A 14,362-nucleotide genomic window follows, 5' to 3' on the forward strand; every position below is an offset into this window, starting at 1 on the left:
ATCTTCGTCGGCCGCGCCATCCAGTCGAGCCGCTGCGCCTGCTCGCCCCAGAAGCCGTCGGGATCGGCGATCGAGCGCGCATACATCTCGTCGTAGCGCGCCGCATCAACATGGGCAGTAGCGGTGAAATCCGCGCTCGGGGCGTGAAGGACGGGTTGCGTCATGATGTCTCCTCCTGTGTTGGCGTGCAGGATGCGTCCACACGCGGCGAATGCAAGAGCACATCGCCGGAAAACCGGTCACGGACGCGCGCGGGGGCGGGAGGAGAGCGCAATGCGCGGAACCGGGGGCGGGTGCCTAGTGGCGCGCGGACCGCTCCCCAATGCGGCCCGCGCGCGTCCCGGCGGGGGTCCCCGACCCACCGGGAGTTCTAAGGGGGAATTCGAAAGCGTGTCAGATCGCGAGATATTCCGCGCGCAGCTCCTCGTTCCCCAGCACCTCGGCGGCGGTGCCGTCGAAGACGATCGAGCCGGTGTCGAGGATGATCGCCCGATCCGCCAGCTGCAGCGCGCGCACGGCGTTCTGCTCGACGAGGATGGTGGTCATCCCCTGTTCCTTGATGTGGCGCAGGGTCTTCTCGATCTCGTCGACGATCACCGGTGCGAGCCCCTCGTAGGGTTCGTCGAGCAGCAGCACCTTGATGTCGCGCGCCAGCGCGCGGGCGATGGCCAGCATCTGCTGCTCGCCGCCCGAGAGCGTCACCCCCTCCTGCCTGCGCCGCTCGCCGAGGCGCGGGAAGAGGTCGTAGAGCCGTTCGATCGACCAGCCGATGGGCGGGGCGATCTGCGCCAGTTGCAGGTTTTCTTCCACCGTGAGGCCGGGGATGATCCGCCGGTCCTCGGGCACGAGCCCAAGCCCCGCCATCGCCGCCTGGTGCGAGCTCATGCTGTGCAGCGGCTTGTGGTCGAGCCAGATCTCGCCGCGCTGCACCTGCGGCGCGGTCAGCCGGGCGATGGAGCGCAGCGTCGTCGTCTTGCCCGCTCCGTTGCGGCCAAGCAGGGCAACGATCTCGCCCTCGTGCACGTTGAAGTTGATGCCCTGCACGATGTAACTCTCGCCGTAGTAGGCGTGCATGTCCCACACCGACAGGAACGCCGGGGCGGTCTCGGCCATGTTGGCGTTCTTGGAAAAATCCGGTCTGACGTTCATCTGGTTCTCTCCTTACGCCGCTTCGCCGAGATAGGCTTCGCGCACCTTCGGGTGGCCCTTGATGTTCTCGGGGCTGTCCTCGACCAGCGGCGTGCCCTGGGCGAGCACGGTGATCCGGTCGGCGAGGCTGAAGACCACGTGCATGTCGTGCTCGATGATCGCCATGGTGATGTCGCGCTTCTCCTTGATCTCCTTGAGCAGGTCGATGGTGTTGTTGGTGTCGGCGCGGGCCATGCCGGCGGTGGGCTCGTCGAGCAGCAGCAGCCGTGGCTCCTGCACCAGGCACATGGCCATCTCGAGCCGCCGCTTGTCTCCGCGCGACATCGAGGCCGAGTGCATGTTGCGCTTGTCGAGCATCTTCACGTCCTCGAGCATGGCCTCGGCGCGGCTGCGCAACTCGGCCTCGCTGTCGACCGAGCGGAAGGCGCGCAGCCGATAGGCCCCGTCGCGCCGGGCGAAGAGCGGGATCATCATGTTCTCCATCACCGTCAGGTCGCCGAAGATCTCGGGGGTCTGGAATACCCGGCTGATGCCCATCTGGGTGATCTCGTAGGGCTTGCGGCCGAGCACCGACTGGCCGTCGAACATCACCGACCCGGTGTCGGGGATCAGCTTGCCGACGAGGCAGTTGAGCAGGGTCGACTTGCCCGCGCCATTGGGGCCGATGATCGCGTGCACGGTGTTCTCCGCAACGCTGAGGTTCACATCCGACAGCGCCTTGAGTCCGCCGAAGCGCTTGTTGACGTCTTTCACTTCAAGAATGCCCATCTGCGCCTCCTTATTCTGCGGGTTCATGGCTGGCCTTGCGGGCCGCGCCGTTGTCTTCGGTCCTGCCGCGCCTCAGGGCCTTGGCGATGCGCTGGCCGCCTTCCACCAGCCCGCCGGGCAGGAAGATCACCACCAGCATGAACATCAGGCCGAGCGTCAGGTGCCAGCCCTTGCCGACGAACGGGTGCAGGAGCGTGATGACGACATTTTCCAGCCCGTCGGGCAGGAAGGAGAACCATCCGTGCAGCACGCCATCGTTGATCTTCGAGAAGATGTTCTCGAAGTACTTGATGAAGCCCGCGCCCAGCACCGGACCGATCAGCGTGCCGGCGCCGCCGAGGATGGTCATCAGCACCACCTCGCCGCTTGCGGTCCATTGCATCCGCTCGGGACCTGCGAGCGGATCCATCGACGCGAGCAGCCCGCCGGCGAGCCCGGCGTACATGCCCGAGATCACGAAGACGGCGAGCGTGTAGGGGCGGGCGTTGAGGCCGGTGTAATAGAGCCGCTGCTGGTTCGACTTGATCGCCCGGAGCATCATGCCGAAGGGCGAGCGGAAGATGCGGACGGCCACGTAGAAGGCGAGGATCATGATCACCGCGCAGAGGTAGTAGCCAACCGAGAAGTTGAAGCTCCAGCCGGCGATGTCGACGGTGGTGAAATGGCGCATCTCCAGTCCGAAGAGATTGGTCACCGGGATGCCGCCGTCGGCGGTGGCCGAGGCGCCGAGGATGCGCGGATCGTCGAGGGTGATCTGCAGCCCGGTCTCGCCATTGGTGATCGGGGTGAGCACCGAATAGGCGAGGTTGTAGCTCATCTGCGCGAAGGCCAGCGTCAGGATCGAGAAGTAGATGCCCGAGCGGCGCAGGCTGACGTAGCCGATCACCACGGCAAAGAGCCCGGCCACGATCATCGACAGCAGGATCGCCGGGATGACGTTCATGCTCAGCAGCTTGAACATCCACACCGCGGCGTAGCTGCCGGCCCCGAGAAAGGCCGCGTGGCCGAAGCTCAGGTAGCCGGTCAGGCCGAACAGCAGGTTGAAGCCGATGGCGAAGATGCCGAAGATCACGAAGCGCTGCATCAGGTCGGGATAGCCCGCGTTGAACTGCGCCAGCGAGCTGTTGCCGGGGAAGGGGTTGAGGATGAACGGCGCGCAGAGCGCCAAGATGATCACGACCACGAAGACGGTGGTATCTTTCTTGCCAAGTCCGAACATGGTCTTAGTCCTCCATCACGCCCTTGCGGCCCATGAGGCCCCTCGGACGGGTCAGCAGAATGATGATGGCGACGAGGTAGATGATGATCTGGTCGATGCCGGGAAGGATCGACTTGATCTCGTTCATCGACGCGAAGCTCTCGAGCACGCCCAGAACGAAGCCCGCCAGAACCGCGCCGGGCAGCGAGCCCATGCCGCCGACGACCACCACCACGAAGCTCAGCACGAGGAAGTCCATTCCCATGTGGTAGTTCGGCGAGTTGATCGGTGCGTACATCACGCCCGCCAAACCTGCCACGGCGGCGGCGAGGCCGAACATGATGGTGAAGCGGCGGTCGATATTGATGCCCAGAAGGCCCACGGTCTCGCGGTCGGCCATGCCGGCGCGCACCACCATGCCGAAGGTGGTGAACTGCAGGAAGGCGAAGACGGCACCGACGATCAGTGCGGCGAAGGCGAAGTAGACGAGGCGCCAGTAGGGGTAGATGATCACGTTGGGATCGAAGCCGAGCAGCACGCCGAAATCGAACGACCCGCGGAACACGTCGGGCGCGGGCGTCGGGATCGGGTTGGCGCCGTAGAAATACTTGATGATCTCCTGCAGCACGATGGCGAGGCCGAAGGTCACGAGGATCTGGTCGGCGTGCGGGCGGCGGTAGAAATGCTTGATCAGCCCGCGCTCCATGATCACGCCGATGGCGATCATCACCGGGATCGAGAAGAGGATCGCCAGAGGCACCGACCAGTCGATGATCGTGGCGCCCGCGGCCTCTCCGAACCAGTCGTTCACGTAGGGCACGTCGACCTTCAGCGGGTTGCCGAGGAAGTCCTTGCGGCTCTCGTCGACCACCTGGTGCGACAGGGTCAGGATGCGGTTGAGCGTGACGGCGCAGAAGGCGCCGATCATGAACAGCGCGCCATGGGCGAAGTTGACCACCCCGAGCGTGCCGAAGATGAGGGTGAGCCCCAGCGCGATCAGCGCATAGGCCGAGCCCTTGTCGAGCCCGTTCAGGATTTGAAGAATGATTGCGTCCATGTCCCGGCCTTCAGGTCAAAGGAAGTGCGGACGTTCCCGGCACAGGGCCGGGAACGCGGGGATGCGGCCAGGCAAACGCGACCTGGCCGGCTCCGGTGAAGGGCTCAGGCGCCCGGGTTGCAGGACCCGAGGTTGCCGCCCGAGAACATCGGGTGATCCGGGGCATATTCCACCTGCGCACGCGGGGTGACCTCGACCACTTCCAGCAGGTCGAACTCGGATTCCGGGTTCTCCTTGCCGCGCACCACCAACACGTCCTTGAAGCACTGGTGATCGTCGGCGCGGTAGAGTGTCGGGCCGTTGCCCAGCCCGTCGAACTCGAAGCCCTCGAGCGCGGCGCCCACCTCGCAGGGGTTGAACGAACCCGCACGCTGCACGGCGTCTGCATAGAGCAGGGTCTGCACGTAGCAGGTGTGCGCGGCCTGGCTCGGCGGGAAGCCGTACTTGGTGCCGAAGCTCTGCACGAAGGCCTTGGAGCCCTCGTCCTGCAGCGACCAGTGCCAGTTGGTCGAGCCGAAGATGCCCTTGACGTTCTCGCCGGCACCGCGCGCCATCAGGCGCGAGTAGAGCGGCACGACGATCTCGAAGTTCTTGCCGTTCACCTGCTTGTCGCGCAGGCCGAACTGCACGGCGTTGGTCAGCGAGTTCACCATGTTCCCGCCGTAGTGGTTGAGCACCAGAACGTCGGCGCCGGAGTTCAGCACCGGCGCGATGTAGGACGAGAAATCGGTCTGGGCGAGCGGCGTCAGCACGTTGTTGACGGTTTCCCAGCCCATTGCCTCGGTGGCGGCCTGGATCGACTCCTGCTGGGTCCAGCCCCAGGTGTAATCGGCGGTCAGGTGATAGGCCTTGCGGTCCTTGCCGTACATCTTCTCGAGCACCGGCGCGAGCGCCGCCGCGGACATGTAGGCGTTGAAGAAGTGACGGAAACCGTTGGCCTTCTTGTCCTTGCCGGTGGTGTCGTTGGAGTGGGTGAGCCCGGCCATGAAGATCACGCCCGCCTCCTGGCAGAGCCCCTGCACGGCCACGGCCACGCCCGAGGACGAGCCGCCGGAGATCATCACCGCGCCGTCCTTCTCGATCATCGACTTGGCGCTGGCGCGGGCGGCATCGGACTTGGTCTGGGTGTCGCCGGTTACATACTCGACCTTCTTGCCGAGGATGCCGGTGCCATCCAGCGTTTTCGAGCTGAAGGTGTTCATCATGCCACCGTCGCCGCCACCGTTCAGGTGCTCGACCGCCAGCTCGAAGGCGCGCAGCTCGTCGGCGCCCTCGTCGGCATAGGGGCCGGTCTGCGGCACGTTGAAGCCGAGGGTCACGCTGCCGCCGGTGGGCTCGTTGGTGAAGGCGGACGCCGCCGAACTGGTGAAGATCGTCGGCAGGGCGACCCCGGCTCCCGCGACCGCACCCGTTCTCAGCACGCCGCGGCGTGTCAGAGTCGATTTGGACATTGATTTCCTCCCGTTTCGAAATCTGCGCCGCCAGGCTCCTCTTCCCGAGGGCGCAAAACACGTTTCCGTGCAAAATGAGTATCGGACCACGAAAGAAAATCACGCAACAACTGCTTTTAGGTTAACAATTTTTTTGTCAACAAATGCACAAAGTATTAGGCTAAGGTGTAAATTAATTTATCTCGCGCCGCAGAAAGGCCTTGAAAGGGTTTGAAAACCAGATGCCCCGCGACACGCTCACCGGAAGCCGAATACGCGAAAGACGGACGATACTTGGCCTCAAGCAAGCCGACCTTGCACGGGAGGCGGGAATATCCGCGTCTTATCTCAACCTGATCGAGCATAATCGGCGCAGAATCGGTGGCAAATTGCTGCTCGATCTGGCGGAAATTCTCAAGGTCGAACCGTCCATGCTTACCGAGGGCGCCGAGGCGGCGCTGATTGCCTCTCTGCGCGAGGCGGCGAGCACAACGCGGGGCAGCACGGCGGAATTGGACCGGGTTGACGAATTCGCAGGACGATTTCCCGGTTGGGCCAGGCTATTGGCCGAGGCGCGGGGGCGGATCGAAACCCTCGAGCGCAGCGTCGAGACCCTGAGTGACCGCCTTGCGCATGACCCGCAACTTGCCGAGGCGCTGCACGAGATGCTCTCGACCGTCACCGCGATCCGCTCGGCGGCCTCGATCCTCAACGAACCCGAGGAGATCGACCCGGACTGGCAGCGCCGGTTCCACCGCAACATCCACGAAGACAGCGCCCGGCTCGCCGAGAGCAGCCGCAGCCTCGTCAGCTATCTTGAAGCTGAGGGCAAGGCGGCGAGCGAAAGCGGCACCCCGCAGGAGGAGGTGACCGCGATCTTCGAGGGCGAGGGGTACCATTTCCCCGCGCTGGAGGCGGGGCAGGCCCCCGAGGCGCTGGCGGCGGAGCTCGAAGCGGACCTTTCGGACAATGCCCGCGCGCTGCTGCTCCGCGCGCTGCGCACCTATGCCGAGGACGCCGCGGCGCTGCCGCTCGCCGCGGTGCTCGAGGCCGTTGCGGCCGAGGGCGCGGACCCGCTGGCACTGGTGCGCCGGCTCGGCTGCGATCCGGCCCGCGCCATGCGCCGCCTCGCCGCGCTGCCGGCGGGCGCGCCCTGCGGCCCGGTGGGGCTGGCGGTCTGCGACGCCTCTGGGGCTCTGACCTTTCGCAAGCCGCTGCCCGAGTTCCCGGTCCCGCGCTTCGGTGCCGACTGCCCGCTCTGGCCGCTGTTCCCGGCGCTCAGCCGTCCGATGACCGTGCTCTCGCGCCGGGTGCAATTCGCCGGGCGCCAGGGCGGCGCGGTGCGCGCCTTCGCGGTGGCGCAGCCCGCCAGCCTGCCGCAGGCGAACCGCGACCCGATCTTCGAGGCCCATATGATGTTCACCCCCGAGGGGTCGGCGCGCGGCGGCGAGGAAACCGAGCAGGTCGGTGTCACCTGTCGCATCTGCGCCCGATCCGGATGCCCGGCGCGGCGCGAGCCGTCGCTCCTGGGTGACGTCGCGGAGCGCGGCCCCTGAACAAGGTCTTATTTTGACAGGGCGAGAAACATTGGCGATAACGGGAAATCACGGGGAGTTAGCCTCGGCACCGGACAGGGGAGAGGTCCGGGCCTTGGGGAGAGGGGTGCATGTCCAAACACGTGCTGCTGATCGAGGATGAGCCGAATATCATCGAGGCGATCAGCTTCATCTTGTCGCGCGAAGGGCTGGCCGTGGAGACCCACTCCGACGGCACCACGGCCAACGAGAAGCTGCGCGGCGCCCATCCCGACCTTCTGATCCTGGACGTCATGCTGCCTGGCAAGAGCGGCTATGACATCCTGCGCGAGCTGCGCGCCGATCCGGCCACGGCCGCGCTGCCGGTGCTGATGCTGACCGCCCGCGGCCAGAGCCGCGACCGCGAGATGGCCGAACGCGAGGGGGTCAGCGCCTTCATGTCGAAACCCTTCGCGAACAGCGAGATGCTGGATACGGTGCGGAGCCTGCTGAACGGCCCCCCCGGGAACGCATGAGCGAGGGCTCGCCCCGCCGCGGCACGCCGCCGGTCTTTCTTGAACGCCAGTCCTACCGGCGACGCCGGGTGATGGACGGGGCGCGGGTGCTGCCTTTCCTCGGCGCGCTGCTCTGGCTGGTTCCGCTGCTCTGGCAGGAGGACCCGGCGACCGGCGTGCGCAGCTCGGCGGTGATCGTCTACCTGTTCGGGGTGTGGCTGCTGCTGGTGCTGCTGGCCGGGCTCATTGCCTGGGCGCTCGGGCGCCCGGTGCCCGGCGAGCGACCGGATGACGGGGGCACGTGAGATGCTCAACACGCTGGTCGCCGTCTGCATCGCCTATGCGCTCTTCCTCTTCGCCATCGCCTTTGCCGCCGAGCGCATCGCCGCCCATGGCCAGGCGCGCTGGCTGCGCTCGCCGGCGGTCTACACGTTGTCGCTGTCGATCTACTGCACCGCCTGGACCTTCTACGGCGCGGTCGGCTCGGCGGTGCGCTCGGGCTTCGAGTACATGGCGATCTACCTCGGCCCCTCGCTGGTGCTGATCGGCTGGTGGTGGATCCTGCGCAAACTGGTGCGCATCGGCCGCTCGCAGCGCATCACCTCGGTCGCCGACCTCGTCTCGTCGCGCTACGGCAAATCCAACTTGCTTGCGGTGGGGGTGACCATCCTCGCGGTGATCGGCACCACCCCCTACATCGCGCTGCAACTGCAGTCGGTGACGCTGAGCTTCGAGGCCTTCTCGGCCGGGGAAATCCTGCCCGCCGCGGAAAAGGGGCACACCGCGCTCTGGGTCGCGGCGGGGCTGGCGCTTTTCACGGTGATCTTCGGCACCCGTAACCTTGATGCCAACGAACGCCACAACGGCGTGGTCATGGCGATCGCGGTCGAGGCGGTGGTGAAGCTCTTCGCGCTGCTGGCGGTGGGGGTCTTCGTGGTCTGGGGGCTGGGCGGAGGGCTGACCGAGACGCTGGCACGGATCGACGCCTCGGAACTCGGGCACTGGCGCATCGACGGCGGCCGCTGGGCCGGGGTGGTGCTGCTCTCGGCCGCCGCCTTTCTCTGCCTGCCGCGCATCTTCCAGGTGCTGGTGGTCGAGAACGACAACGAGACCCACCTGCGCACCGCCAGCTGGGCCTTCCCGCTCTATCTCGGGCTGATGAGCCTTTTCGTGGTGCCCATCGCGGTCATCGGCCTCGACCTGCTGCCCGAGGGGTCGAACCCCGATCTTTTCGTGCTCACGCTGCCGCTTTCGCAGGGGCAGGGCGGGCTGGCGGTGCTGTCCTTCCTCGGCGGCTTCAGCTCGGCGACCTCCATGGTCATCGTTGCCGCCATCGCGCTCTCGACCATGGTGTCGAACCACGTCGTCATGCCGCTCTGGCTCCGCTTCGCCGAGCCCGGCGCGACCGTTTCGGGCGATGTGCGCGGCGTGGTGCTGCTGGCCCGCCGCCTGTCGATCATCGGCGTGGTGATGCTGGGCTATCTCTACTACCGCCTGTCGGGCGGCGGCGAGGCGCTGGCGACCATCGGTTTCGTGTCCTTCGCCGGCGTGGCACAGGTGCTGCCCGCGATGCTCGGCGGTATCTTCTGGCGCGGCGCATCCAAGGCGGGGGCGGTCTCGGGGCTGATCCTCGGCTTTCTCGCCTGGAATTACACGCTGTTCCTGCCGTCCTTCGGCGCGGGCGTGCTGATGCCCGAGGCGTGGTTCTCGTCAGGCCCGTTCGGGCTTGAGTTCCTGCGCCCGCAGGCGATGTTCGGCCTTGTCGACATGGATCCGCTGCTGCATGCCTTCTTCTGGTCGATGAGCCTCAACACCGGGGCCTTCATCTTCGTGTCCCTGTTCAGCTTTCCGCAGCCGCTCGAGCGCTTGCAGGGCGCGCAATTCGTCAATGTCTTCGAGCATTCCACCGGCCCGCGCAGCTGGACCGGCAACGTTGCGCAAAGCGAGGACCTGATGATCATGGCGCAGCGCATTCTGGGCGCGCGCGATGCGCAGGATCTGTTCGAGCGCGAGGCCGAGCGGCAGGGCGGGCGTGGACCGCTGCCCGATGTGACGCCGCATTTCCTCGAGACGCTGGAGCGGGAGCTCGCGGGCTCGGTCGGTGCCGCCACCGCCCATGCGATGGTCGGGCAGATCGTCGGCGGCATGTCGGTCTCGGTCGAGGACCTGATGGCGGTGGCCGACGAGACCGCGCAGATGATGGAATATTCCGCCCGGCTGGAAACACAGTCGCAGGAGCTGGCGCGCACCGCCGCGCAGCTGCGCGAGGCCAATGCCAAGCTGACACGCCTCTCGGTGCAGAAGGACGCCTTCCTCAGCCAGATCAGCCATGAGCTGCGCACGCCGATGACCTCGATCCGTGCGTTTTCCGAGATCCTGCGCGACACGACCGGCCTGCGCGCCGCCGAGAAGACCAAATACGCCTCGATCATCCACGACGAGGCGATCCGCCTGACCCGGCTGCTCGACGATCTGCTGGACCTGTCGGTGCTGGAAAACGGGCAGGTCAACCTCAACCTGCGGCGGGGGGTATTGTCGGACGTGCTCGACCGCGCCGTCGCGGCAGCTGCGGCAGACGAGGCCGGGCGGCGGTTGGAGATCCGCCGCGACCGGGATGCCGAGCAGATCGTGCTGCACACCGATCTTGACCGCCTCAGCCAGGTGTTCATCAACCTGATCGCCAACGCCCGCAAGTATTGCGACGCGCCGCAGCCGCGGCTCGAGATCCGCGTACGCGCCGGAGCCCGGCTGGCCATCGATTTCACAGACAACGGCACGGGGGTCGCGTCCGAGGCCCAGGACGTGATCTTCGAGAAGTTCAGCCGTGTCAGCGACCAGAAGGCCGGAGGCGCCGGGCTTGGGCTGGCGATCTGCCGGCAGATCGTGACCCGGCTCGGCGGCGACATCACCTATGTGCCGGGGCGCGGGGGGGCCTCTTTCCGGGTGAGCCTGCCCGCCGATCTGGCGATCGCGGCGCAGTGACGACCTTGCCCGGCGCGGCGCGGCGCATGCCGCGGTAAAGCCGATGGTAACACTATCCGGTCATAGATCGGGGCAGGGATTCCGCGACAGATGGGGCCGACAGGGACGATGCCAGACGCCGCCGGACAGGCTTCAACAGACGGCAATGACAGCCGGGCCAGCAGCCACGACGTGTTGAGCCGCAAGGCCGAGGCCGCGCGCCGCGCGTTCGAGGCCCGCGCCATGTCCCCGGCCAAGGCGTTGCGCCGCGCGCTGTCGCGCAGCGCCGACGTGCTGTGGGATCTGGCACTGGTCGCCCACGCGGTCGAACAGGATCATCTCGATCAGGATGGCGTCGTCGCGCAGCTGCCATCCGAGGCGCTGCTGCTGTTGCTCGACGGGCCGGACGGGGTGGTGGGCTTTGTCACGCTCGATCGCGATCTGGTCACCGGGTTAACCGAGGTGCAGACCATGCTCCAGGTCACCCAGATGCCCGCCGAACCACGCCCCTTCACCGCCACCGACGCGGCGATGACCGCGCCCTTGCTCGATGCCATGCTCGAACGCTTCGCCCGCTTCCTCGAGGATCATCCGCTGCGCGCGCAGGTCGAGGGGTTTCGCTTCGGCGCCATGCTCGAGGACGCGCGCGCCGCGGGGCTGCTGCTCGATGCGCCGGGCTACATGATGTTCCGCGCCATGCTTGATCTGGCGCTCGGGCGGCGGCGCGGCGAGCTGCGGCTGTTCCTCCCCGAGCGCCCCGGCGCCCGGCGCAGCACCCCTGCCGGGCAGCCCGGCACGCATGAGCGCAAGATGGTCCTGCTGCCAGCGCAGATGCGCGCCGATCTGGGCTCGCTGCGCATGCCGCTGAAACGTGCGCAGGCGCTGCGGCCGGGGGATCTTCTGCCGCTGCCACCCGAGGTGCTGGACGGGGTCACGCTGCACGCCGGGCCGGGCGCGCCGGTGGCGGGCGGTCGGCTGGGGCAGGTCAATGGGATGCGCGCGGTGCGCCTGTCGTGGCCGCATGTCCCCGCGCAGGGGGATGTTGGCACCGAGCCGTCGCGCGGGCCGGCGGTCGGGGCATTCGGTGCGCCGCAGGCGCCGGCAGGGCCGGCCGCGACCGAGGAATTCGGCCTGGCCGAGATGGCCTCTGACCTGCCCGACTTGCCGGACCTGCCCGGTTCCGACGCGGGGGATGTCGATTTCGCAGCCAGTTTCGGCGCAGAGGCGCAGGACGAGGATCCCGTCGCCATGGACTTCGATTTCGACTTTTCCGCCGCTCCGATCGACGACGAGGAGTAAGCCGACGCACCATCGGGCTTGCGTCGCGCTCTCTTGCCATTTCCCGCGCGATGCCGTGATACAGTGGCCAAAAGACACGCTGTCCGATCAGCTGCCGGAGCCTCCCCCATGTCCACCAGCCCCATGTCCACCAGCCCCACGCCCGCAAACCCCACGCCCGCAAGCCCCGACCGCAAAACCCGCGTCACCACCAGCCATTGGGGCGCTTTCGAGGTGACCACCGAAGGCGGGCGCATCATCAGCACGGCGCCTTTCGCCGACGATCCCGACCCCTCGGCGATCCCGGATATTCTGCCTCAGGCGGTGCACCACCGCAGCCGTGTCGCGCGCCCCTCGATCCGCCGCGGCTGGCTCGAAAGCCGCGACCGCAGCGGAAGGGGAAGCGATGATTTCGTCGAACTGCCCTGGGACGAGGCGCTGGACATCGCCGCGCAGGAGATCGACCGCATCCGCAAGGAACACGGCAACCACGCGATCTTTGGCGGCTCTTACGGATGGTCTTCGGCCGGGCGCTTCCACCACGCGCAGAGCCAGGTGCACCGGTTCCTGAACAGCATCGGCGGCTATGTCGCCTCCTTCGGCAGCTATTCCACCGGCTGCGCGCAGGCGATCATGCCGCATGTCTTCGGCGTGACCTTCCTGCGCTATCTCTACAACGAGCAGGACAGCTGGCAGACCATCGCCGAGAACACCGAGACGCTGGTGATGTTCGGGGGCATCAACAAGAAGAACGCGCAGGTCAGCATGGGCGGCATCACCCGCCACGACACGGGCACCTGGTTCGACCGTTTCCATGCCAAGGGCATGCGCTGCGTCAACATCGGCCCGCAGCGCCGCGATGCGCCCGAGGGCTGCGAGTGGTTGCCGGTTCGCCCGGGGTCCGACACGGCGCTGATGCTGGCGCTCGCCTTCGTGCTCGAGCAGGAGGGGCTCACCGACCACGCCTTCCTCGACCGTTACACCGTCGGCTTCGAGCGGTTCCGCCCCTACCTCATGGGGGAGGCCGACGGGATGCCCAAGACCCCGGAATGGGCCAGCCCGATCTGCGGCGTCGATCCCGACACGATCCGCGCGCTGGCGCGGCGCATGGCCAGCACCCGCACGCTGATCACCGTCGCCTGGTCGCTGCAACGCGCCGAGCATGGCGAGCAGCCCTATTGGATGTCGGCGGTGCTGGCGGCGATGCTGGGACAGATCGGCCTGCCGGGCGGCGGCGTCGGCTACGGCTACGGCGCCATCGGCGGCATCGGCAAGTCGATGAAATCGCTGCGCGGCATGACCCTCGACCAGTTGCAGAACCCGGTCGGCACCTTCATTCCCGTGGCGCGCATCGCCGACATGCTGGCCAATCCCGGCGTGCCCTACGACTTCAACGGGCGGCGCGAGCCTTACCCGGACATCCGCCTTGTCTACTGGGCCGGCGGCAATCCGTTCCACCACCACCAGGATCTCAACCGGCTCTCCGAGGCGTGGAAATGCCCCGAGACGGTGATCGTCAACGAGCCGTGGTGGACGGCCACCGCCAAGCGTGCCGACATCGTCTTCCCGGCCACCACCAGCTTTGAGCGCGAGGACATCGGCCGCACCGACCTCGACGAGTATCTGTTCAACATGCCGGCGATGATCGACCCGGTGGGCGAGGCGCGCGACGACTACGACATCTTTGCCGGGCTCGCCGAGCGCATGGGAGACGGGGCACGCTTCACCGAGGGGCGGAGCAGCGGCGCGTGGCTGCGGCATCTCTACGACGGCTACCGTGCGAGCGGCGCGGCGGCGGGCATCGAGGTGCCCTCCTTCGACGAGCTGCGCGCGCAGAACTGGGTCAAGCTGCCGATCGTGCAGGAGCCGCCGCTGCCCTCCTTCCTCGCCCGCTTCCGCGCCGATCCCGAAGGCAAGGCGCTGAACACGCCGTCGGGGCGGATCGAGATCTTTTCCGAGACGGTCGACAGCTTCGGCTATGCCGACTGCCCGGGCCATCCGGCCTGGCTGGAGCCGAGCGAATGGCTCGGCAAGGCCACGCCGCAGACGCCGTTGCACCTCGTTTCGCCTCAGCCCGGCGACAAGCTGCACAGCCAGCTCGAGAGCGCGCTGGCCGACCAGCCCGACGCCCGGCCCGAGCGGCTGCTGATCCACCCCGAAGACGCCCGCCCGCGCGGCATCGCCTCGGGCGACTTGGTGCTGGTACGCAACGCCCGCGGCGCGGCGCGGGCGCGGGCGGTGGTGACCGAGGATATTCGCATCGGCGTCGTCGCCCTGCCCACCGGCGCCTGGTATGGCGATGCCGCAGAGAACATCGACCCGCATGGCAACCCCAACGTGCTGACCCGCGACAGGGGCACCTCGTCGCTGGGGCAGGGGTCGTCGGCACATACCACGCTGGTCGAGGTCGGCCCGCTGGCCTGACCGGTGCCAGCATCGCCGATTTGAGAAAACCGCGCTTCGGGTTACCCTTACGTCCACCGCCCTGCATG

Annotated in this window: 12 protein-coding genes; 6 read left to right on the forward strand and 6 right to left on the reverse strand. The window is 67.3% G+C overall.

Annotated features, from left to right (window positions below; genetic code table 11):
• The 6 genes from IQ782_RS30135 to IQ782_RS00030 form a co-directional block, all read right to left on the reverse strand.
• Positions 1-164, reverse strand: a 164-nt coding sequence (locus tag IQ782_RS30135) for an acetyl-coenzyme A synthetase N-terminal domain-containing protein (RefSeq protein WP_194132570.1), incomplete at its 3' end; no start/stop codon positions are given.
• A 229-nt stretch (positions 165-393) separates the two neighbouring features.
• On the reverse strand, positions 394-1,149 hold the full coding sequence (locus IQ782_RS00010; protein WP_194132571.1) for an ABC transporter ATP-binding protein: 756 nt from the start codon (positions 1,147-1,149) through the stop codon (positions 394-396).
• Positions 1,150-1,161: 12 nt separating this feature from the next.
• Complete coding sequence (locus tag IQ782_RS00015; protein WP_194132572.1) at positions 1,162-1,917, reverse strand: ABC transporter ATP-binding protein; 756 nt, start codon at positions 1,915-1,917, stop codon at positions 1,162-1,164.
• Between the two features lie 10 nt (positions 1,918-1,927).
• The gene (locus IQ782_RS00020; protein WP_194132573.1) at positions 1,928-3,136 is read right to left on the reverse strand and encodes a branched-chain amino acid ABC transporter permease; all 1,209 of its coding nucleotides are present in this window, start codon (positions 3,134-3,136) and stop codon (positions 1,928-1,930) included.
• 4 nt (positions 3,137-3,140) lie between these two features.
• Complete coding sequence (locus IQ782_RS00025; protein ID WP_194132574.1) at positions 3,141-4,172, reverse strand: branched-chain amino acid ABC transporter permease; 1,032 nt, start codon at positions 4,170-4,172, stop codon at positions 3,141-3,143.
• A 104-nt stretch (positions 4,173-4,276) separates the two neighbouring features.
• A complete protein-coding gene (locus IQ782_RS00030) occupies positions 4,277-5,623 on the reverse strand; it encodes a substrate-binding protein (RefSeq protein ID WP_194132575.1) in 1,347 nt (448 codons plus the stop codon).
• A gap of 221 nt (positions 5,624-5,844) precedes the next feature.
• On the opposite strand from IQ782_RS00030, the gene IQ782_RS00035 reads away from it, so the two are divergent.
• The 6 genes from IQ782_RS00035 to IQ782_RS00060 all read left to right on the forward strand — a co-directional run bounded on the left by IQ782_RS00035 (position 5,845) and on the right by IQ782_RS00060 (position 14,294).
• Positions 5,845-7,158: a short-chain fatty acyl-CoA regulator family protein gene (locus IQ782_RS00035; RefSeq protein WP_194133175.1), complete on the forward strand. Its 1,314-nt coding sequence runs from the start codon at positions 5,845-5,847 to the stop codon at positions 7,156-7,158.
• A gap of 110 nt (positions 7,159-7,268) precedes the next feature.
• Positions 7,269-7,652: a response regulator transcription factor gene (locus IQ782_RS00040; RefSeq protein WP_194132576.1), complete on the forward strand. Its 384-nt coding sequence runs from the start codon at positions 7,269-7,271 to the stop codon at positions 7,650-7,652.
• Positions 7,649-7,936, forward strand: a complete 288-nt coding sequence (locus IQ782_RS00045; protein WP_194132577.1) for a hypothetical protein — start codon at positions 7,649-7,651, stop codon at positions 7,934-7,936. The genes IQ782_RS00040 and IQ782_RS00045 overlap by 4 nt, the downstream gene beginning before the upstream one ends.
• A gap of 1 nt (position 7,937) precedes the next feature.
• On the forward strand, positions 7,938-10,613 hold the full coding sequence (locus IQ782_RS00050; protein ID WP_194133176.1) for an ATP-binding protein: 2,676 nt from the start codon (positions 7,938-7,940) through the stop codon (positions 10,611-10,613).
• A gap of 108 nt (positions 10,614-10,721) precedes the next feature.
• Positions 10,722-11,891, forward strand: a complete 1,170-nt coding sequence (locus IQ782_RS00055; RefSeq protein WP_240989010.1) for a flagellar motor switch protein FliM — start codon at positions 10,722-10,724, stop codon at positions 11,889-11,891.
• Positions 11,892-11,999: 108 nt separating this feature from the next.
• Positions 12,000-14,294, forward strand: a complete 2,295-nt coding sequence (locus IQ782_RS00060; RefSeq protein WP_240989011.1) for a molybdopterin-dependent oxidoreductase — start codon at positions 12,000-12,002, stop codon at positions 14,292-14,294.
• The last annotated feature ends 68 nt before the right edge of the window (positions 14,295-14,362 follow it).

Source organism: Salipiger mangrovisoli, from assembly GCF_015223355.1.
GTDB classification, from domain to species: domain Bacteria; phylum Pseudomonadota; class Alphaproteobacteria; order Rhodobacterales; family Rhodobacteraceae; genus Salipiger; species Salipiger mangrovisoli.

What these genes read in the sequence shown, in the direction of transcription:
- IQ782_RS00045 (WP_194132577.1), top strand. Translation starts at nt 7,649, where the DNA reads ATGAGCGAGGGCTCGCCCCGCCGCGGCACGCCGCCGGTCTTTCTTGAA.
- IQ782_RS00060 (WP_240989011.1), top strand. Translation starts at nt 12,000, where the DNA reads ATGTCCACCAGCCCCATGTCCACCAGCCCCACGCCCGCAAACCCCACG.
- IQ782_RS00050 (WP_194133176.1), top strand. Translation starts at nt 7,938, where the DNA reads ATGCTCAACACGCTGGTCGCCGTCTGCATCGCCTATGCGCTCTTCCTC.
- IQ782_RS00055 (WP_240989010.1), top strand. Translation starts at nt 10,722, where the DNA reads ATGCCAGACGCCGCCGGACAGGCTTCAACAGACGGCAATGACAGCCGG.
- IQ782_RS00010 (WP_194132571.1), bottom strand. Translation starts at nt 1,149, where the DNA reads ATGAACGTCAGACCGGATTTTTCCAAGAACGCCAACATGGCCGAGACC.
- IQ782_RS00015 (WP_194132572.1), bottom strand. Translation starts at nt 1,917, where the DNA reads ATGGGCATTCTTGAAGTGAAAGACGTCAACAAGCGCTTCGGCGGACTC.
- IQ782_RS00020 (WP_194132573.1), bottom strand. Translation starts at nt 3,136, where the DNA reads ATGTTCGGACTTGGCAAGAAAGATACCACCGTCTTCGTGGTCGTGATC.
- IQ782_RS00040 (WP_194132576.1), top strand. Translation starts at nt 7,269, where the DNA reads ATGTCCAAACACGTGCTGCTGATCGAGGATGAGCCGAATATCATCGAG.
- IQ782_RS00035 (WP_194133175.1), top strand. Translation starts at nt 5,845, where the DNA reads ATGCCCCGCGACACGCTCACCGGAAGCCGAATACGCGAAAGACGGACG.
- IQ782_RS00030 (WP_194132575.1), bottom strand. Translation starts at nt 5,623, where the DNA reads ATGTCCAAATCGACTCTGACACGCCGCGGCGTGCTGAGAACGGGTGCG.
- IQ782_RS00025 (WP_194132574.1), bottom strand. Translation starts at nt 4,172, where the DNA reads ATGGACGCAATCATTCTTCAAATCCTGAACGGGCTCGACAAGGGCTCG.